Source organism: Mycobacterium sp., from assembly GCF_035506235.1.
GTDB lineage: Bacteria > Actinomycetota > Actinomycetes > Mycobacteriales > Mycobacteriaceae > Mycobacterium.
The window spans coordinates 1-20,678 of sequence record NZ_DATJPU010000172.1 but is presented as its reverse complement, the minus strand read 5'-3'; the positions used below and the strand labels follow the sequence as shown (position 1 = coordinate 20,678).

Below are 20,678 nucleotides of genomic sequence, written 5' to 3'. Positions count from 1 at the left end.
CAGGTAGTAGTAGGTCTGCTTGCCGCGGCGCTTACCCACAATCGACGCCATATATGGGTAATACACTCTCGTCACACAAACCTCAAGCACCACAACGAGAGACACGCCGATCAGCTACGAAGGCCGGAAACTCCCGCTAGGCCAGGGCGGGGAAGGTCCGCGGCGGACAAGCCGGCGGCCCGGCTGCACGACGTGCAACATGCGACCCGCGCGTCGGCGAGCGAGCCAAGTTGTGGTCAATCGGTCTGATCTCAAATAGGACACTTTTGACCGCCGGGCTTGCAGGTACGGGCGCACTTCCGTGACGGATGTGCAGATCGGCGACGCAAATCGGGACCGGCGTTGCTGCGACCGGGCAGGGCTGTTGTGATACTGACGGGACCCCGTTAACCGGTCCAGCAGATCTGTACCCGTGTCGTAGGTCCACCGTTGTGAGAGTTGAGGGCAGAGTGATCACCTGGAGGTCACGTGCCCCGTATGTATCCGGCGACGGTGCGCCGGCAAATAGTTCAGCGGCTGCGGTTGGGTGAGGCGGTAGCCGCTGTCGCTGCTGAGACCGGGATCGCTCAGGCAACTCTGTTTCGGTGGAAGCGCCAGGCGTTGATCGACGCCGGGGTCGTCGAGGGCACCCCGAGCGTGGAGGCCGACGAGCTCGCCGCCGCCCGTAAACGCATCGCCGCACTCGAGGCTGAGCTGGCGTTGACCCGGGATGCGTGCGAGCTGTTCGACGAGCAGGCGGTGGTGCCCCCAAAACGCCGACGCGCGATCGCTGAAGGGCTGATCGCGCGAGGATACTCAGCCCGATCTGCTTGCCGGATTACGGGATTGGCGCGCTCGCTGCTGCAGTACTACCGCAGGCGCCCAGTGCCGGATCGCGAGATCCGTCGGCTGATCGTGTCGGACACCATCACCGAAATCCACCAGCGATCCCGCGGCACTTACGGCGGACGGCGCATCCGAGCAGCGTTGTTGGCTGACTACGACATGAACGTCAACCCCAAACTGATTCGTTCAATCATGTCCGAGCACGGCTTGCACGGGCTGCCGCATCCGCCGCGACGGATCCCCAACCTGATCCGGGTCAACAACCCGGCCGACCTGGTGAACCGGCAGTTCATGGCGACTCGCCCCAACGAGCTATGGTGCACCGACATCACCGAACACCCTGCCCGCGACGGCAAGGTCTACTGCTGCGCCATCCTGGACTGCTTCTCGAGGATGATCGTGGCCCGCACGTTTTCCACCACCCCTGATACTGCGTTGGTCAACAACGCAGTCAACATGGCCGTCGCGAACCGGAAACGTTACGGCGCAACGATTCTGCACTCCGATCACGGGTCGCAATTCACTTCATGGAGCTTCGGGGAGAACGTCCGGCGGTGGGGACTGCTGGCCTCCCTTCGGCACCGTCGGCGACTGTTACGACAACGCCGCCATGGAGTCGTTCTGGGCCAGGATGCAGGTCGAGCTGCTCAACACCCGCAAATGGGCGACCACCTTGGAACTGGCTGCAGCGATGGCCGACTACATCGACAACTTCTACAACCTCGAACGCCGCCACAGCTACCTCGGTAACATCAGCCCAACAGAGTTTGAAACGCTCTGGACGTCCACCTATTCAGTCCCTCAGCTCGCATAACCACGGCTCAAAACGGCGGGGACAGATCAAGCGCTTGTGAGAGTTGTTCTAGGACAGCCCGTAGCATAGTCGGCTTAACGCTGCGTCGTGGTAGGCGAGCGGGAATCCTCGCATCAGATGAGTCTGTAGCCGAGAGTGGATGAGCGATCGCGATCAGTCGCACCCCATAGCTCCTGGCCCTACTGCGGCAGATTACCGCGGCAGCCTGCCCCAGACACCGACGGTGGTGATGCCGATGACGAAGGTGGAATCGGTGAGGGCGATGTCGATGCAGCGTAGGTCGTCTTCGGTGGTGCCGGTCGCTGCGAATCCAGCTCGAAGGTTGGGCCAGGCGAGGCGCGTCGCCTCGTAAGCAGGATGACCGGGCCCCCCGGTCTGCGTAGAGACGTCAACGCCGAACGATTCGAGGCCGAGGGCAAGTACCAGCCCGGGCAGCTGTCGGCCGAAGAAACTGTTGACGATGCCCGCGGCTGCCCACTGCGCGTGGAGCGTGCGTAGGACTTCCGTTGCTCGGGCAGACTCTGCGGCACCGGCGAATTCGACGAGGCCGAAGTCGCCTTCTTCCACAACAAGCCAGCCGCCGGGCGCGACGGAAGCTGTCATCTTTTTCAGTGCAGCAGCGGGGTCCGCGAGATGCATAAGGACGAAACGACAGTGCACGAGGTCATAGGCCGCTGGCTTCAATTCCTCGTGTCTGATGTCATGTTGACGCACCTCGACATTGCCGGGGAGATTGCCCAGGCGGTCGACGTTGATGTCAGTGGCCAGCACTGATCCTGTCGGGCCTACCCGGGTGCCAAGCCAGCTAGCGATCGAACCTGCACCGGCCCCGACCTCCAGACAGCGCCATCCCGGGCCGACCCCGATGGCGTCGAGATGACTGATAGTGGACGAATCACTGGCTTGTTGCAGGTTGCGCAGCCGGGCGGTTTCGATTTCGACGTCCGTCTCGGCTGAATTCATCAGATAGCTGTCATCATCGGCGGTTCGCGCTCCGCGATTGACCGATGGTTGGGGATCAGACATTCATGCTCCGTTCTGTCCACCGCACAAACGAAAACGGGGGTCCACCGCACAAACAAGGACGGCGATCGCCGACACCGTTGCCAACATCATCGCAGCTGCTGGACGCTGGGCAATGAGTAGCGAAGACTCGGCAGGCGCAGGGGTGGGGCCGGCGCGGAGAACTCGGTGTGCCATCGGTCAGGGTCCACGCTGTGAACCGCGGTGACCGCGGCGTATTTGGTTGTCTTCACAAACTCTGGACAATGCCTGGGTCACCGCTCTGACCAGCGCAGACGCACCGACTCCCGCCAGCCCGATCTACGGCTGCAGTACTTTCATAGCCGCGCGTGATGGTGGGGCCTGAATGTCGCCTCTGTCGCCAGTTTGTCGCAGCGACTCGCAGCATGATCGACGGGGCCATGAGAGTGGCGGGCGGGTTGGAAAACCCCGCGACTTTCGCGAAACGCTCGGCGATGACGGTGTCGGTCTCGGCGGCCGCCTGCACTCGATCAACGTATCTATTGATCAGCCGCATCGACAGCGGCCGGGGCCCCTGAACTTCGGGCAGGTTCAGGTCGCCGCCCACCGCGAGTCGCCAAGCCACACCGATAGGTTTGGCGGCAGCGGCGAAATACCGGGCCGGCAAGCGCTCCGCACCGGCGCGCAAACAACGATTGAGCACCAAGGCCTGTAGCGCAGCTACCGTCATCCCTTGGCCGTAGATCGGGTTGAAACTGCATATCGCGTCGCCAAATACCAGCAGACCGGCCGGAAACCGTCGCATCTTGTCGTAGCGGCGCCACCGGCTGGATGGTGTGCGATACCGTGCCACGTCCCCGAGCGGTTCGGCGCACCGGAGCGCCGAGAGAACCTGGGGCGGCGTGCAATCCTCGATGAACTCCAGCATGCCCGCCCGGTCGGCCGGTGGCTCGCGTCCCACCATCCCGCAGACGGTTAGCAACCACGTGCTGTTCTCCTGAGCGACTAACGCCATCCCGGTTGGTCGTCCTGGGATTGGGCCGATGATCACCAGCAGCTCTTTGACCATGCCGGGCGGAATCCGCAGCAACTGGCTGGCGTACGCGAGTCGCATCACGACCTCGTCCTCTACCGGCCGGTCATAGCCGAGGTGTTCCAGAAAGGCTGGTGTTCGGGACCCGCGGCCCATGGCGTCCACCACCAGATCCGCGGTGAGGCTGCGCTTGTCGTCACCTTCATGCGATGTGATGGTGACTCCGGTGATGCGGCTTCGATCAGCACTCGACGTCAACTCGACCACGTCGTAGCCGTCCATCAGCGTGACGTTTCGAATTGCACGGACGCGTTGACGGACATGATCCTCTAGAAATGGCCGGCTGGGGAAATATGCTGCGTCGCGCGGTTGAACATCACGAAAGGTTCCTGATCGGACAAATTGGTGCCCACCAAATGACAAATAGCACTTGGAAAATTCGCCGTCGTCCCATACCGGGCACCCGGCGGCGAGGAGTTCGGTCAGGAAACCGGGGAATAACTCATCTAAGATCTGCGACCCACGGGGCCGCAGTGCGTGAGCGTGCCGGCCCTGGGGCACGCCGCGTCGCTGTGCACTACTGGTCGGCAGCACGTCGCGCTCGACGACCGTGACGGTTCGATAGAAATCGGCGAGCACTCTGGTAGCAAGTAGGCCGCCCATGCTTGCCCCTAGGACGACGGCATGCTCACCAAGTCGGCAGCGGTCTTGAGCCTTGGTTGGCGTTGGCCTCGTGTGGGCGGTGTCGGTGGTCATGGTGGCCTCCGTGGGTCGGGTTCGAGTCGACTATCCGACGTGGTGAGGCCAAAACCATCGGCGGTCATGCGTAGATCTGCGCGCTGGAGGGTCGTAGATACGCGTGCGATCGGCCCAATGTGCGCGGTTGCGCTAATGTTTTGCCGTTCATGATGGCCGCATGCTGGCTAGCATGAGCGAGATCGATCGCCGCGCGGATGCGCCGCTGGTGAACTGGAGCGAGTTGGGCGTGAGCGAGCTGCCGACGGGCACGGTGACGCTGCTGTTGGCCGACGTCGAGGGCTCGACGCGGCTGTGGGAGACCCAACCCGAGGACATGACCGCTGCGATCGCGCGGCTGAACCAGGTCGTGTCCGCGGTGATCGCTGCTCATGACGGGTTGCGCCCGGTGGAGCAGGGTGAGGGCGACAGCTTCGTGGCGGCGTTCGCGCGGGCCAGTGATGCGGTGGGGTGTGCACTGGAGCTGCAGCGGGCGCCGCTGGCGCGGATTCGGCTGCGCATCGGCGTGCATACCGGCGAGGTGCAGCTGCGCGATGAGAGCAATTACGCCGGCCCGACCATCAACCGGACGGCGCGGCTGCGCGATCTGGCCCACGGCGGCCAGACCGTCTTGTCGGGCGCGACCGAACCACTGGTGGCCGAGCGACTCCCTGAGGGTGCGTGGATGACCGATCTTGGCACCCATTCGCTGCGGGACCTACCGCGCCCGGAACGGGTGGTGCAGCTGTGCCATCCGGACCTGGTAAACGAGTTCCCACCTCTTCGCACGCCGAAAGCCGTTGCGGCAACCAGTCTTCCGACGCAGCTGACTAGTTTTGTGGGCCGCGAAGCACAGATGAACGAGGTGCGGGAGCTGTTGGCCGAGAACCGATTGGTGACGTTGACCGGCGCGGGTGGGGTGGGCAAGACCCGGCTGGCGATCCAGGTCGCCGCCAAGATGTCTGGCGAGTTCGGCGACGGCGTGTGGTATGTGGATTTGGCGCCGATCACCGACCCGGAGCTGGCGCCGGTGACGGTGGCCCGCGCGCTGGGGCTACCCGATCAACCGGGCCGCTCCACCATGGACACCTTGCTGCGGCATGTCGCCGACCGTCAGATGCTGGTGGTGCTGGACAACTGCGAGCATCTGCTCGACGCGTGCGCCGATCTGGCCGCCGCCCTCCTGGGCAGGGCGCCCAGGCTGACCGGGTTGGCGACCAGTCGTGAACCCATCAGCGTGTCCGGCGAGGTGATTTGGCGGGTGCCGTCACTGTCGCTGGCCGATGAAGCCATCGAGCTGTTTACCGACCGTGCGCGCCGAGTACGGCCCGATTTCGCCGTCAGCGACGACACTGCCGCCGCGGCGGTGACCGAGATCTGCCGGCGCCTCGACGGGTTGCCGCTGGCGATCGAGCTGGCCGCAGCGCGGGTGCGGGCGTTGTCGCTGGCCGAGATCCTCGACAGTCTGCATGACCGGTTCCGGCTGTTGACCGGCGGGGCGCGCACCGCGGTGCGCCGCCAGCAGACCCTGCGCGCCTCGGTGGATTGGTCGCATGTGCTGTTAACCGGGCCTGAGCGGGTGTTGTTTCGGCGGCTGGCTGTCTTTCTGGGCGGCTTCGACCTCGAGGCCGCCCAAGCGCTCGCCGGCGGCGGTGATGTTGAGCGCTACCAGGTACTCGATCAGCTCACGCTGCTAGTCGACAAGTCACTTGTCGTGGCTGAACACGCGGGCGGCGCAACGCGATACCGGCTGTTGGAGACGGTGCGCCAATACGCACTGGAAAAACTCGGCGAGTCCGGCGAGGCCGATGCCGTGCGGGCGCGCCACCGGGATTACTACACGGTGCTGGCGGCCCTGCTCGACGCGCCGGCAGGCAGTGATTATGAGCAGCGCCTCGAGCAGGCCGAGATCGAGATCGACAACCTGCGCGCCGCGTTCGGATGGAGCCGCGAAAACTCCGACGTCGACCTGGCGTTGGCGCTGGCGTCGTCGCTGCAGCCGCTGTGGCAGGCACGGGGACGCGTCCGGGAAGGGCTGGCCTGGTTCGATGCCGTGCTCGCGGACATCGACGCACTGCACATCGAGGTGCCGGCCACAATACGGGCCCGGGCGCTCGCCGACCGGGCCCCGCTCGACGCCTGGGTCAACGCCGCCGCCAGCCTGGATCAGGCCCAACAGGCGCTAGCGATTGCGCGTGGCATCGACGACTCGGCCCTGCTGGCCCGGGCGCTGACCGCCTGCTGTTTGATTGCCGTCTGGAACAGTCCTGAGGTGGCCCGGCCGTACTTCGCCGAGGCGATCAGCCTGGCCCGGGAGTTGGACGACCGGTGGAGACTCAGCCAGCTTCTCGGCTGGCAGGCACTCGGGGCGGCGGTCGTGGCGGGTATTCCGATTGCGGCGCGCGCGGCCGCCCAAGAAGGACGCGACCTCGCCGACGCGATCGGCGACGGGTGGACCTCGCGCCAGTGCCGCTTCTGCCTTGGGACGGCGCAGCTATACCAGGGCGATCCGGCCGCAGCCGTCAAACAATTCGCCGAACTGGTGGCCGAGGCCGAGGCAGCTCACGATGACATCCGGAGGGTGCACAGCCTCGCGTATCAGGGCCTCGCACTCGCGTGGCAGGGTGACATCAGCGCGGCCCGCGCCGCCGCCGACACGGCCGTCGAAGCCGCGTCCGAGCTGGGTGGGCTTACCACGGGCGCCGCCAACACGGCGTTGGCTGCCGCGGCGCTGGCCGCCGGTGATACTGCGACGGTGCTCGATGCGACTGCGGCGGCTCAGCAGCACCCCACTGGCCTGCCCGCGGCCGCGGCGATAATGCTCGCCTACAGTGCGCAAGCCGCACTGGCGGGAGGGGATCTGCTCGCGGCCCGCCGCTGGGCCGACGACGCCGTCGCGACGACGACCGGCTGGCACCTGATGTGGGCGCTGACCACACGCGCTCGCGTGGTGATCGCGCAGGGTGAGCCGGATCAGGCCGAACGCGACCTCCACGACGCGCTCGCGATCGCCGCCAGCGTGCAGGCGTACCTGGGTATTTCCGACACTCTGGAGTGCCTCGGCGCTCTGGCCGGTGAGGCCGGTAGTCACCGCGAAGCCGCCCGGCTTCTCGGCGCGGCAGACGGCATTCGCCAGCGTATGGGCGCGGTCCGGTTCAAGATCTGGGATGCCGGCTACCAAGCGTCGGTGGCGGCGCTGCGAGATGCAATGGGCGACACCGACTTTGACTCCGCGTGGGCCGAGGGCGCGGCCCTGTCGACCGAGGAAGCGATCGCCTACGCCCAGCGCGGCCGCGGCGAACGCAAACGACCGACCAGCGGGTGGGCATCGCTCACTCCCACCGAGCGCGACGTCGTTCGGCTCGTAAGCGAGGGACTGGCCAACAAGGACATCGCCACCCGGCTTTTCGTCTCACCGCGCACTGTGCAAACCCACCTCACCCACGTCTACACCAAACTGGGGCTGACCTCCCGCGTACAGCTGGTCCAAGAAGCCGCCCGCCACACCTAACCCCTACGGCGGCCAAGCCTTTCGACGGGGGTCGGATTATCGAGACACTGACAACTATCGGTGTCGTATCGTTTTCGCTCACCCCCGTGCCGCAGCCCAAGGTGCCGCTAGGTGCGTGTCACTGTTCTGACCACTTCGCGGTGATCGGTGGGTGCAGGTGGCGGCGTAGCGGGATGGCGCCCGATAGCCGAGGGCGGAGTGGGGCCGGTGGTGGTTGTACTGATACTTCCAATCTCCAATCACCACACGGGCCTGCGCAAGTGACCAGAAGATGTTGATGTTAAGGCATTCGTCGCGGACCCTGCTATTGAACGATTCGATATAGCCGTTGCGCCACGGCTCGCCCGGCGGGATGAACACCAGTCCAAGGCGATCACGAGCCCAGTCGGCCATCGCCGCGCACGCCAGTTCGGGCCCGTTGTCGCAACGCAGCGCGGCGGGGTAACCGCGTTGGGTGGCCAACGCGTCCAGCTCATCGATTAGGACATCGGCAGTAATGGAGCGCTCGACCAGCCCGCCCAAGCATTCGCGGGTGTGCTCATCAACGATGGACACGATCTTGATCGGCCGGCCGTCGGTGGTGGCGTCGAATTGAAAGTCCAGCGCCCACACCTGATTCGGCGCATCACCTACCACAATCTCAGCCGCTGTGCCGACGCCGATTCGTTTGCGCCGGCGCCGCTGCGGCACCCGAAGGCCCTCCTCGCGCCACAACCGTTGGACGCGTTCGTGGTTGACATACCAGCCGTCGTCGCGAGCAGCGTGGTAGGCGCGGCGGAAACCCCAGCGGGGGTGTTCTTTGGCCCACTGGCGCAGCTACGCCCGCAACGTGGCATCGGGGTCAGTCGGCGTCTGGCCGGACGGGCGGTGACGCTGAGTGGTCCGATGTTGCCCGGTGACCCGGCAGGCGAACCGTTCACTGACCGTCATCACCCGCATGAGGTGGTGCACGGCCGCTCGCCGGCGCTCCGGGCTTAGAAGTTTCCCCGGGCGATCTCCTTGAGCGCGGCCTTCTCCAACTCCGCCTCCGCCAACAGCCGTTTGAGTGTCGCGTTCTCGCGCTCGAGCTCCTTGAGCCGCTTCGCGTCTTCGACCTTCAACCCGCCGAACTGGTTGCGCCAGCGATAATACGTCTGCTCAGAGACCTGCAGTTCGCGGCACACATCCGCGACCTCTTGGCCCTCCGCTAGCATCCGGTCAGCCTGAGTCAGTTTGCGCACCACCTGCTCAGGGGTGTGCCTTTTCCTCGTTGCCATCGTGATCGTCCTTCCTGCCCACAGCACGGGCGGCAAGACTCTTACTCAAGCTGGACCAACCAACCGGGGTCACGGCAATACCTGGCTCAAGGTTGGACGGCCAACCGGTTTCACTCAAGCGTGGCGGAGCTAATCGTCGTCAAAACAACATCCGTGATGCACCATGCAGCCTGACTCAATATGCAGGGCGTCCCGGCGGCAGTAATCGCGGCCTGGCTCGGCCATGCCGATGTGGCGTTCACGATGCGAATCTATGTGCGCTCGCAGCCCAAGCGCTGGCCGACGGCGCGCAGAGTTTGGCACGAGTTGTGACAAACCGTGACAACTCAGCGGGCGCCTGATAACACGGCGACCTATTTTCGCTGGTAGTAAGCGCGCCCGAAGAGATTCGAACTCCCAACCTTCTGATCCGTAGGCACGGGCGGATGACCTGAACAGGCACGATACGGGTTCAACTGCCGTGTAGGTGGAGGTGTTGGGGAGCCCGACTGTCGTCATCATTGTCGTCAAAATCGTCGTCAGAACATGGCGTGAAACGGCGGCACACCCGCCGCTTCCTGGTGCCCGCCGATCATGCGCTGACGAACGGATGCGTCAAGGGTGGCGAAGCCATCTTGTACTGACGTCGAACACGCCCTTCACGCGAGCGATCGGGAAGTGATACTGGGCCATGGATGCGCTCGCCGAGCTCGGCGCGTCGGTGCACCTGGCGCATCCGCTCGGGGTCTGGGAGCTGCGAGAGCTGGGCGGCACCGGGCCAAATTGGTCGTGATGCGCTCCCGATGCAAGGCCGAGGTGCATGCCATGCTGGCCAAGGGCGGGGTCTGGGTACCGATGACCGACCTGTTCGGCGTCGAAGGAACCCTGCTGCCGGACAACGTCACGATGCCCGCACCGTACAAAGCCCGGATCGTGTCGCTGCGCCGATTCATCGAAGGGTTCGACGCAGAGATTGACCTGTTCACCGGTCTGGCGCAGCGTCGGCTGACCCATGATGTCGGCTACACCGCGATCCAGCATATCCCCGGCATCGTGCCGGTGTTAACGGCGGCGTTCGTCGTCGAGATCGGTGATGTGCATCGTTTCGACGGCCCGGCCAAGTTGACGTGTTGGGCCGGGTTGACTCCGCGACATCATGAGTCCGACACCACCGTTCACCGCGGGCACATCACCAAGCAGGGCTCGCGTCTGGTGCGGTTGGCGGCGATCGAATCTGTGAAAATTCTGCCAGCGACCAGTCGCATCGGCGCGATCCGAGAACAGGTCGCTCATCGTCGCGGCAACCGCAAAGTCGGTGCGGTGGCAGCGGCCCGACGACATCTCGAACTGGTCTTCTACGGGCTGCGCGATCACCATGTCCGGGCTCTGCACCGCTCACCCCGCGCGGCGTGAGCGCCAACCCGGTTCACGGTCGGCGCGGGTCGTGCAGCTCATAACCCCCGACACCGGCGTGGCCGTTCCCTCTGATTGACCCCGTCCGACCGCTCCCCTGCGAACCGCTTCAAGCCGCTAACGCGCGGCGAAGGAATGACCCAGCAGCCCTCGCCTGCCCCACGCCGGGAAACCGGCCTTGAAGACGACACCGACCCCTCCCGCAAAGCCGAAAGCAGCACGAGCCTTTTCGATTTTCCTGTCCTGAACAGCGTGCGCCGAACGGCGTCGCGGTCAAGGCCCTACGGCCGCTTACTCTGTCGGGCCCCGCCCGAGCCTTGACCCCCGACGCCTATTTCGACGTGCCAGCCAGGATCAGGAAGCTCGCAAACAAGCGAAAAAACAACCAGCCGTAATCTTGACCGTCCCCACTCCTTCTGGAATGAGCACCGGAGCGTCGGGCTAACATGATTCCTGAACCTACGCAAGAAGATGCGGCGGGACCTGCGGATACGTTGAAAGGTTGACGGCGTCAACATGCGCCGGTTCCATTCATGTGTCCTGGACGGCTCGGACGAATTTCTGATGCTCCAGCCGGTTTGGGTCTCGATGAGCCAAGTCGGGCCTCGGACGGGTTCCGGCCGAGCCGACGGGCGCACGACGCGGTCGCCGAGATTCAAGGTACGGCACCAAGGGCTATCGCTGGGTGCTGGACGCGGATATCGAAGCGTGTTTCGACTCGATTGGGCACACGGCCCTTATGGGACGGGTGCGCGCGAGGGACAAGGACAAGCCGTGCTGATGCACTTCATCGTAATCAGATCATCACTCGTCGTAGTTTTCTTCACGGGTCATATACTTCACCACCGACACGCCGCCCCAATGCGACAGCGCGGCATGCGCTTTTGTATACATTAGAATCATGCGGCCCATTTCGGGGTGGTGATGCCAGGTGAGGCCTTTGGTCTCTCTCAGCCGCACCGCATATCCTTTCGGTTTGCCATATTGTCGTTCCGCCAGCTCATCTGCCGCGGCGAAATCTGCAGCACGGCTGCCACGTAGAAACCCGATATTCACATCGATAATGGCGTGGCCTTCGAATGTTTCGAACAGAGAATCATCCATCCGGCTCAGTCTGTCGTTGTAGAGTTCCAGCAAACTCAGATACTGGTCGATCTTCTCCTTTGTGGGCTCGACCTTGTTCGCGGACAGAATGCGTGCCGCGCGTGCTCGGTCTTTCGAATCGGCGAGCAGTGTTTCCTTGGGCCGATCTGCCGCACCGGGCGCCGTGATCGGGCCCGGCGGCGCCGACCCGGGCGCCTGCGCAGGGTGTGTATCGGTGCCAGGCGCGAGCGCTGGCGCACTACCGGTACCCGGAGCTTTGGCTGGCGTCGAAGCCCCCCCGGGAGCGGACGCTGGCTCCGGCGAACCGGGCGACGGAGCGCTCGAGTACCGATAGACCAGGTAGCCCACAACCCCGACGACGATGACGCCGGCGAAGATCCAGCCGACGATAGGGATCAACGCATTTTCCGCTACCAGTGGGGCAGCGGTCGCGAGCACCGCAGCGTCGATATCTGCCATGGTTGCGGCGGTCGCAAGGTCGCCCGCCAGAGTGATGTCGGCGGCCACCGGGAGCGTTGCTGTGCCCGCGGTGGCCGTTGTCGTAGCGGATGCCCCAGCACCCGTCAACAACGCCGGCGACAAGGTCGAGGCCGCGTTCTTAGCCGGCACAATGAGAACTCCTGCCGCCAGCTGAATGGCTCCAGGCACCTGTAATGGCGACGTCGGAGCTGCACCGGAGGATGTGTTCCCTTGTCGGACCACAGGTTTAGCCAACTGAGTCGGGGGTACCTGCGCCAAAGGCAGGAGGGCGTTGCGTTCGATCAGCAACGCTTGCAGTGCCTGCAGGCCTAGGTCTGGGTGCGCCCTCACGTAGTCGTCGATCTGCCGGGCCCTCTTGACGTTGTCGCCGTCGGTAGGACCGTTCTCTGGTTGCCGGGCGACACCAACCGCCGTGCCTCTTACCACTCTGGGAGGCATGCGACCGTCTACCAGCGCGGCCGCGGCGACCTCGGCTTCGTGCTCGTGCGGACTGTACAGGTCGTCTAGAGGCGCAGTTCCACCAAGCCGTTGCTGAACAACGTGCACCAACTCATGCCCGAGGGTGTAGCGGCCTGAGCGTGACGTGAGACTTGGCACGTCATTGCCAAGGAAGATGTCGTCACCGACCGTGTAAGCGCGCGCGCCGAGCGCGCGCGCCGAGGCGGCGGTCGCCTCGCCGCTGTGGATCTTCACAGTGCTAAGGTCGTGTCCAAGGAGGTTGCCCATCGATTGGGTACCGGCGTGTTCCCGAATCAATTCGGCACGCGGTGACATGGGCGCCGCGCCCTGTTGCATTGGAACCCTTGTGAGATCGACGCCCACTCCCCGATGGCCGTCTGAATGCTCACGCGTGGTTGGTTGGCGGCGCACCATCTCCGTCTGTCGAATGGTGCCTACCTTGACCAAGTGCCTAACTGGACTACCCATCGTTTCGCTCCCCAATTTCGGATGCACATAGCCAGCGCGCTACCACCAAGGGCCGGCCCGGAGACGGCCTGCTTTTCATCGTTGCCTCCCAACTCTCCCATGCACTCAGCGCGCGTTACTTAAAGCCATCCGCAGGGTCCCGACTGAGCCATTGGCGCGAATCGAGACCAGCGGCTTTGATTAGGCTGGCACATGGCGTGGGTGCTCACGGGCTTCGCTTTCGACCGGGACGTGCGACCGCCGCTTTTGGGGCCCCGGCGCGGCGTTTTTCGCTTATCCGTCGGCGGGCCGCAGCGCCGCCTTCTTCGCGGGTCGCCGTGTTGAGCATGTTGGCTCACTTTGGTGAGCTCATGGGCCGGAAGCGCCGAGCCCGCATTGGTATGCGGCGCAAATCTATTGCGGCCGAGGATGATAGGGCCTCCCAACGGTGTCGGCGGCCGCTCTGACGCTAGAGGCCGACTCATGAGCCGCCAAGTCTGTATGGATGCGAACCTCGCCCAGGTCGATGCCGAGTCGGGCCTCAAAATTGGCGCGGACGGCCTCGTGGAGCGACTGGCTTTCGCCGAGGCCACTCGTAGCACTTGTGACCGCACTGCTGTCCAGCGGCTCGCACCGGGATCGGCCACGGACAACGCCCGCCACTGCGGAGGCTTCGAGTTCGAGCGGATCGTCCACCGCTGCGACGCCGCGAGCCTGCGGGATACGACCACTCGGCGCACTTGAGGCGACATTGGCCGCTGAGGCTGCATCGACGGATGCACCAGGTTGAGGAGAAAAGTCACGATAGCCCCGCGATCTCGTTTCGGCACTCGCATCAGCGTTATACGACATAGCTAGTGTGTCCGCTCCCCGGTCGGGGTCGAGAGTGTCGGCACCATTGCGAGATCAATTCCGAAGCCGTTTCGCAGCAGGGCTTTCCATGCCAGACCGTGTTAGCTTGGGTAACCGGTACACGGTCGATGCCGCCGGTCTGTCTTAGCTGCTGGAATGCCAGGCTGCTCATCTGTTTCCTCGTCTTTGTTGCGTGGCGCGGGCGCAGGCAGCGAGTGGGAACACCTTCTGCAGGCTTACTGGGTCCGCCGTCTCGCCGCTAAACCAGGCGAGGGGCGCGTAGTGGTGTTCAATCCCGTGCGGCGGCACCGCGACAGGGGCGCCGTCTTCGCGGGGCCAGATGATGTCCCCGGTGGCTACGCGCGCAGGGATCGTCCAGTAATCGCCGACCCGGTAGTCGTGCTGCCCCCCGGCAGCCTGGAACTGGATTTCGATGCCGTCCTCGAGGGGAATCCAGCCGCTGTCATCGTTGCTTTCGACAACCTCGACCGCGCCGTGGACTATAGGCGCGGCCTTGCTGTCGCGTTGGTCCCACCGCCGAATCTTGGCGTGCCCATGTTTGGAGGGTTCGGGGTCGATGTCGCCAGAAGCGGTGTCGGGATCGATGGTGAGTACGGGGCCGTCGACGTCTGTCAGCTGCACTCGGGTGCCGGCGATTCCGGCGAATTCGAGGGTGTCCCAGGTTAACTCGACCCAGTCGTTGGGTGCGAATCCGCGTCGTGTGTCACGGATGCCGGCCACGCGCAGGCGATTGTTGGCGGTGGCGGTCCAGGGCGCTGCTACCGAGCCGTTCTCCCTCGACCAGACGAATGAGGTCACGCCGGCGTCTTCGCCGCCGCCGGGCGCGGCCACCGAGGCGATCTCGACGCGATAGAGCTGGTTTTCCACTCCGCGGTAGCGGGCGTCCGGTGAGGCGAGGCAGGGGTCGCCGTCCTTGAGCTGGGGGCCGGTCCTGGCACATAGCTTCGGCGGGTTGCCCAGCAAGCTGGCGGGCCACTTGTCGAGCGGGAAGTTCTGGCATGTGGGCGCGGTGCCCCCCGCCGGGTAGGGCATTACCCGTACCTGCCAGATGATTTTGCGGCGTGACGTGGTGTCGGGACCACCGAGCGCCACCTCGCGGATGGTGTCGTCCTCCACCGTGCTGACGTGCCGTTCCCACACGTCGAGGTACACGAGATACGCATCGGTGGGCAACTCGGGTGGCGGAACCGCGATCGGATACGGCTGCTGCGACCAGGGCAGCCCGTCCGACCCGTGGGGCACTAGCTCGAGTGCCAGCTCGCAGCGGATGCCGTCGACGTAGTACACGCCGGGGCTCAGCTCCACGTCTTTTTTGTCTTGGGTCAACGTGACCGCGAATCCGAGGTTGTCAGCATTGGGTCCACCGTGCGGGCCGATCAGGTCGGCAGCCAGCGTGCGCTGCGCACTGATCAGAGTGGCCATAGCGGCGTTCCAGTCGGATTCGACGAGTACCCGACCCTGCTGCATCAGGACGAGGCTGTAGTCGCTGAGGTCGGGACGCAGTAGGGAAAAGTCTCCACGCATCGGAATCTCCTAATTCGCTATCAGGACGGCGACGTCCGTGTGTGACGGGGTGAATTGGTCGAGTCGGGCGCTTAGATTGGCCAGCCGCTGCGGCTGGTATAGGTCGTGGAAGGCGCCTATCTCGGAATCGTCGGCGGCGCCGCGCTCGATCTCGGTGGCGCAGTCGGTGCGCAATTGCGCGTAGCCGGGGGTGCCGTAGCGCTCGCTGGTGAACCGTGGCCGTACGCGATTGCGTTCGGGCGCCAGCAGCGGCGCCTGCTGCTCGGCGGTCAGGTTGGCCCAGCCGGGGGTGTCGGCGCGGACCGCGGCGTCGACCAGGTCCGGCTGGCACTGGTAGCGGCGCGGGGTACGTGAGCCCGGCGGCACATAGGAGTAACGGATACAGCCGATTTGGCGTCGCGCGACATGCACGCAACCGAGGAACAGGGTGTTTTGCGCGGTGGGTATCGTGTGGGTGGCGACTTCCCCGATCACGGTGCAGTCGGTGAAGGAGACTGCGGCGTGGGCCAGCGGCCAGTTGGGCGCGCCGACGGCCTCACGCTCGTAGGAGGTAGCGTCAATCACGCTGTCGGACAGTCTGATCGGGGTGGGATCGCTGGTCACTTCGTCGGTGTAGACCTGGATGGAGCCGAGGATGCTGCGTTCGACGATCACCTGTCCGCTGCACAGATAGATTTCCAGGCTGGGTTCGGCGGGGCGTCTCGGCGAGCAGTCCCCCGCCAGTCCCCACCCGGGCACCAATGTGCAGTCACGGATTTGCACCCGCTGCAATGGCCCTTCCACGTGTACGGGGCGCCCGGCCACCAGCAGACCGTCGAGCCGGAAACACCCTCCCGGGGAGGGTTTTTCACCGGGTGGATATTCGGGGCTCTCACCGGCGTCGCCGTTTTGGTTGTCGTCGTCGGATTCGCCGGTGTAGACGGTCAGGGAGTCGGGGGCGTTGCGTTGTTTGTCGACTAGGTAGATGACTGGGCGGGTGCGGTCGGCGGCGCGGATCTCCAGGCTCTGCCCGCGATGCAGGCCGATCGTCAGCTGCTCGACGTACACTTCGCTGTCAAGGATTTCGATCACGGCGACGGGTTTGTCGCCGCGGACGGTGATCCATTTCTCCAGTGCCGCTTCAATGCTGGTCACGATTTCGGGTCCGTCCTGCTTACGGACTGCCTGATAGAAGATGCGCGGCGCGGCGTCGTCCGCGTGGACGCTGGGCCGCGGTTCGTCGTCTTGATTGTCGGGTGGCGGCGGCATTGCCTCGAGCCGGCGCGGATATTCGCCGCCGCCGATGTCGGAGCTGAATCCGTAGTGGTAGCGAACCCACACCCCGTGTGGCAGGTGGCCGGGCGGGAACGCGAGCCGCCCCAATTCTGGGTCGATGGCCACGGTGCCCTTGACCGGGCGGTAGGACCAGTCGGTGAGGTCGGCGAGCACGAACTCGTCGATCCGCACCGGTCGCCGCCGGATGGTGTCGCGGACCCGGCTGCCCACTTCCACGTGGAAACTGCGTGTGGGACCGTAGTATTCGGCGAACCGGCGCGCCAGGATGTGTCGGCGGATCGGGATCGGCAGCGCGAGCTCCCCGGCGGCTGCGCGTTCCGGGTAGGTGAACAGCGGCGCGTCGTTGCCGAGCACGCTGAACGTGAACGAGGCGGGGCTGACCTCTTCGATGCACGCGGCCGGGCAGTCGGTCACCGGGTAGGCCCGCAACCGCCACACGAAGACACCCACTTCGGGGATGTTGTAGAGCCCTTGGCTGCGTGCGGAGTTGATCCGGCGGGTATCGACACTGTGCGCGATGGTGTCGAAGGGGCCGCCGAGCCGGTACAGCCGCTCGGTGTCGTGCAGGTCGGCCACCACCCCGCGATCCCGGTGCAGATAATTGAGGTTCTGAAACACCGCCAGCAGCCGGTAGAACTCCACCGCGTGCGCCGGCCAACCGGCCACATCGGCCGCCAGATCCTCCAGCAGCGACAGGGTTCCTTTGCGGCGGTGGGCGCGAATTACGTCGGCGACCTCGCGGCGCGGGATGAGGACGCGCACCTCCTCGGGGGCCGCCTGCGCCGCCTCCCCCGCGGCGCTGACCGGGCGATAGCCCACCAAGTCACCCAGGTACGGCACGGCCCAGTCGGCGGCAGTCTCGATGAACCAGTTGTCGTAAAGCCCGTCCAGGTCGTCTTGCACGATCGCGACCTGTTCGCTGATGACGCGCAGCAGATCCCGCAACGGGAAGCCGAGGTCCTCGTCACGGGACTGGTGGATAGCCGGCAGCAGCCGGTACAGCTGATCCCATCGCGCTACGGGCAGGGTCATAGCGCCTCCAGGACCAGCGTGTCGGGGGCCGACGGGCTCAGGATCAGCAGTTCGGCGGGTCGGATCGGCGCCGCACCGACGGTTGCGGTGGGATCGAAGCTGGCCAGCGCGGCGGGCACCACCGTGCGCACGCCCAGGTTCTTGGTGGGGTCGGGGGCCACGAGCTCGGATTCTCCCAGTGCGTCTAGGATTGTCAGGTCGGTGTAGAGCACGCCGGGCACCGATTGGATTGCGGCAAGCACTTCGGATTGCGCGACGCCCTGGCCGATGTCGCGGTGGCCGGGCCCGAAGGTGGTCAGCAGCCGGGCCCGCACGGTGGGTGCGACGTCGACCCAGGCGCGGTCGGGATCAATGTGGACCCGCGCAGACACGACCAGCGCCTTCAGTGTTCGCACCGCCACTTGCACTTCCTGGTTGGGGTCGCCGAGATCTCGCATGGCGGCCTGCAGGTTGATGGTGAGGTCGGAGGTGGCCGCGATGGGGGCGTCGTCGATTCCGGCGATGGTGACGTGCACGACGACGCGTCGCCCGTCGGGCAATTCGCTGGCGCTGGCGGCACCCACTCCAGCGAAGGCGGTGGCGAAGTCGGCGTAGTCCGAGACCGATACCAGCCGGTCGAGGGCCTGCACGCTGACTGCGGCGTTGCGGCGCACCGTGTCGCGGCGGTCGCGGTCGGCGCCGCCCGCCGCGGGCAGCGGGTTGGTGACTGCGGTGACGCCGAGCGGTTGATCGAGCGGCGTGATGATGCTGGCCGCCGCAGCGTTGCCGGAGGTGCCGATGCCGCTGCGGTATTGGGCCTGGATGTTTTCGATGCCGGTCGGTGGGCGGGCTGCTCCGAATACGACGGCGGAGTTGCCGTCGTCGTCGGTGTCGATGACGTAGCAGCGATCGTCGGGCCCGATGTCGAGCAGGCTGTCGGCCTGATGCCAGCGCACCGAGTCGACGAACACGTCGAGGGTGGCGCGTGCGCCGGCCGCGGTGGGCGCTGGCAGGTAGGTCAGCGGCGGCTGTTTGAGGGGGTAGCGGGCGAACGGCGTGCTCGGGTCGCCGGAGCCGAGGACTTCGCGGCGTGTTTCGCCGTGGGTGGCGCGTGCGACGTTGCCGTAGACGACCACGCTGGGGCGCCGGTAGGTGAAATGCAGCGGGGCCGCCAGCCGCACGAAGGTGTGTACGGTGTCGCCGGGCAGGTCGTCCGTCTTCTTCTTCGTGCCTGTGGCGGTGCCGTCCGACGACGGGATTTGTGTTGCGCGGTGTTCGACGGCGGCGACCATCACCAGTTCGGCGCCGTGTACACCGGTGGGGCCAGACCCGGTCGCGTCAGGATCCTGGGCCGCCTTGATCGCAGCGTCGGTGCGTTCCCCGGACACGATCAGCCACCGGCCAGGTCCGAGCTCCGGGTACAGGCCGTCCAGTTCGAGGGTGCCGCCGCACGTTGCGCTTGATGCGCCGGCATCGGGCAGTAACGTGGCCGATCGTTTGGAGCTGGAATCGTCTGGTAGGCAGCCGATATCGACGTCATCGAGCGACTCACCCGCCAGACTGAGGTTCTGAGGTTGGGCAAGGACCACGGTGTTGTCGAGCACGTCGTGCAGATGCAGATTGGCGTCGGGGGGCGGGTCACCGACAACAATCGTCGGCTCGTAAGGCCATGGCTTGTCCAGGGTAAGTCTCGTGACCTTGGTGGAGAGCCCCAAGACGCTGACCGTGACCGTGGTCACGTCCTTCACCGTGCGGAATGAAACTGGATCGACTTTTTTCGGCTGGCTCGTGTTGATGACCTGATTGATCAGCACGAGTTCACTGTCGGCAACGATGCCCGGGTACACGCCGTCGAGGTCGAGTGTGGTGCTGGATTTGTAATTCGGTGGTGCGATCGTGGGGTGGTTCTCGGGTGTGGGGTTTTCGCCGGGCCCGTCCACCTTCAGCGAGGTCACTTTCGGGTCGACGTAGCCGGTGACGTGTCCGTCTATGTATGTCGGGAACTTTGGTGCGGTGGCGCCGAACAGCATGGCGGACTGCCGCATCCGGGTGACCGCGGGTGGGTGGGGATTGGCGGCCGAGCTGTGCGCCAGAGCCGTGTCGAGGACACCGGCGACCTCGGGCACGATGTTGCCGAGCAGCGCGGTGACGCCCCCCTTGTCCGGGCTCAGCAGATCGCGCAGATCACGGCTGAGGAGAGCCTGGTCGCCGGGCGGTTGGGAGGCGGGCTTGCGCAGCGCCTCGACCAGTGGTTCCAGGCGTCTGGCCTGCTGGGGGTCGGGAATCTCCGCGGGAGTGATTCGCTCGGCATGGGTTGGTTGGGCGGGCAGGTTGGTTTCCCGCACCGCGACCGTGGCGGTGGTTCGGTTCGCGGGCGCATCGACGTCGACGGCGGTCACCTCGTAGATCGCCCACGTGTTGCCCTTGTCCAGCTGCAGCAGGATCCGGTCGCCGGTGCGGATGTCGGTGAGGTTGCCGGTGAATACCAGCCCGGTGGTGTCTGGCAGGGTGTGTGCGGTCAGCAGCGGTGGCTGGCTGCGCCGTATCGCCAGGGTGCTCAAATGGCCGTAGGCGATCAGGGGTTCGGCGGTTTCGAAGGTGGCCGGCAGCTGACCGGACGGCGCAAGCTGTTGGGCCTTGGTGCCGATCGGGATCGGCACGGTTTGCCCGGCGGTGACGGTGAATGCCAGGTAGGCGGTGGCCGACAGCCCCGGCCGCGGTGAGTAGCCGACCAGTTCGGCCAGGCGGCGCACCGAGAACTCTTCGGTGGCGGTGCGCAGGAATCCTTCGTTGGCGATGCGTTCGGTGTAGAAGGTGAGGACGTCGGCGATGGTCGCCCAGCCGTCGAGTAGCGCGAGCGCGAAGTCGGCGGGGTCGCGGGTGCTCAGCGCCGCCAGGGCGGGGAACTCGGCGCTGGCCAGGCGTGCGCGCATGCTGGCCAGGAACTGGGGATGG

The 20,678-nt window shown here is 65.4% G+C and carries 11 protein-coding genes and 3 pseudogenes; 6 read left to right on the top strand and 8 right to left on the bottom strand.

The features are described 5' to 3' along the window. Positions 1-477: 477 nt before the first annotated feature. Positions 478-1,347 (top strand): annotated as a pseudogene (locus VMD50_RS16350) (IS3 family transposase); the annotation flags it as partial. An 88-nt stretch (positions 1,348-1,435) separates the two neighbouring features. Next, positions 1,436-1,639, top strand: coding sequence for an IS3 family transposase (locus VMD50_RS29875; RefSeq protein WP_414686089.1), 204 nt, complete (start codon positions 1,436-1,438; stop codon positions 1,637-1,639). 192 nt (positions 1,640-1,831) lie between these two features. Here the strand turns inward: VMD50_RS29875 and VMD50_RS16345 are convergent, their stop codons facing one another. After that, the gene (locus VMD50_RS16345; protein WP_325428776.1) at positions 1,832-2,665 is read right to left on the bottom strand and encodes a class I SAM-dependent methyltransferase; all 834 of its coding nucleotides are present in this window, start codon (positions 2,663-2,665) and stop codon (positions 1,832-1,834) included. A gap of 226 nt (positions 2,666-2,891) precedes the next feature. Next, positions 2,892-4,412: an FAD-dependent oxidoreductase gene (locus tag VMD50_RS16340; protein ID WP_325428775.1), complete on the bottom strand. Its 1,521-nt coding sequence runs from the start codon at positions 4,410-4,412 to the stop codon at positions 2,892-2,894. 160 nt (positions 4,413-4,572) lie between these two features. Between VMD50_RS16340 and VMD50_RS16335 the strand changes: the two genes are divergently transcribed. Continuing rightward, the gene (locus VMD50_RS16335) at positions 4,573-7,902 is read left to right on the top strand and encodes a helix-turn-helix transcriptional regulator (protein ID WP_414686088.1); all 3,330 of its coding nucleotides are present in this window, start codon (positions 4,573-4,575) and stop codon (positions 7,900-7,902) included. A 78-nt stretch (positions 7,903-7,980) separates the two neighbouring features. Here the strand turns inward: VMD50_RS16335 and VMD50_RS16330 are convergent. Next, positions 7,981-9,158: pseudogene (locus tag VMD50_RS16330) on the bottom strand (IS3 family transposase). Positions 9,159-9,962: 804 nt separating this feature from the next. Here VMD50_RS16330 and VMD50_RS16325 point away from each other — a divergent pair. Beyond that, positions 9,963-10,550, top strand: a complete 588-nt coding sequence (locus VMD50_RS16325; RefSeq protein ID WP_325428774.1) for a transposase — start codon at positions 9,963-9,965, stop codon at positions 10,548-10,550. 605 nt (positions 10,551-11,155) lie between these two features. After that, a pseudogene (locus VMD50_RS16320) lies at positions 11,156-11,322 on the top strand (group II intron reverse transcriptase/maturase); the annotation flags it as partial. A 32-nt stretch (positions 11,323-11,354) separates the two neighbouring features. Here the strand turns inward: VMD50_RS16320 and VMD50_RS16315 are convergent. Further along, a complete protein-coding gene (locus VMD50_RS16315) occupies positions 11,355-12,860 on the bottom strand; it encodes an eCIS core domain-containing protein (protein WP_325428778.1) in 1,506 nt (501 codons plus the stop codon). Between the two features lie 594 nt (positions 12,861-13,454). Then, the gene (locus VMD50_RS29870; protein ID WP_414686090.1) at positions 13,455-13,562 is read right to left on the bottom strand and encodes an eCIS core domain-containing protein; all 108 of its coding nucleotides are present in this window, start codon (positions 13,560-13,562) and stop codon (positions 13,455-13,457) included. On the opposite strand from VMD50_RS29870, the gene VMD50_RS16310 reads away from it, so the two are divergent. Further along, entirely contained in the window at positions 13,524-13,784 is a 261-nt protein-coding gene (locus VMD50_RS16310; protein WP_325428773.1) for a hypothetical protein, read from the top strand. The two genes, VMD50_RS29870 and VMD50_RS16310, sit on opposite strands and share 39 nt — an antisense overlap. A gap of 276 nt (positions 13,785-14,060) precedes the next feature. On the opposite strand, the gene VMD50_RS16305 is transcribed toward VMD50_RS16310, so the two are convergent. The 3 genes from VMD50_RS16305 to VMD50_RS16295 form a co-directional block, all read right to left on the bottom strand. Further along, positions 14,061-15,437, bottom strand: coding sequence for a DUF6519 domain-containing protein (locus VMD50_RS16305; protein ID WP_325428772.1), 1,377 nt, complete (start codon positions 15,435-15,437; stop codon positions 14,061-14,063). Positions 15,438-15,446: 9 nt separating this feature from the next. Next, positions 15,447-17,744, bottom strand: a complete 2,298-nt coding sequence (locus tag VMD50_RS16300) for a hypothetical protein (RefSeq protein WP_325428771.1) — start codon at positions 17,742-17,744, stop codon at positions 15,447-15,449. Next, a partial coding sequence (locus VMD50_RS16295; protein WP_325428770.1) for a putative baseplate assembly protein occupies positions 17,741-20,678 on the bottom strand: 2,938 nt, incomplete at its 5' end. The genes VMD50_RS16300 and VMD50_RS16295, both read right to left, overlap by 4 nt.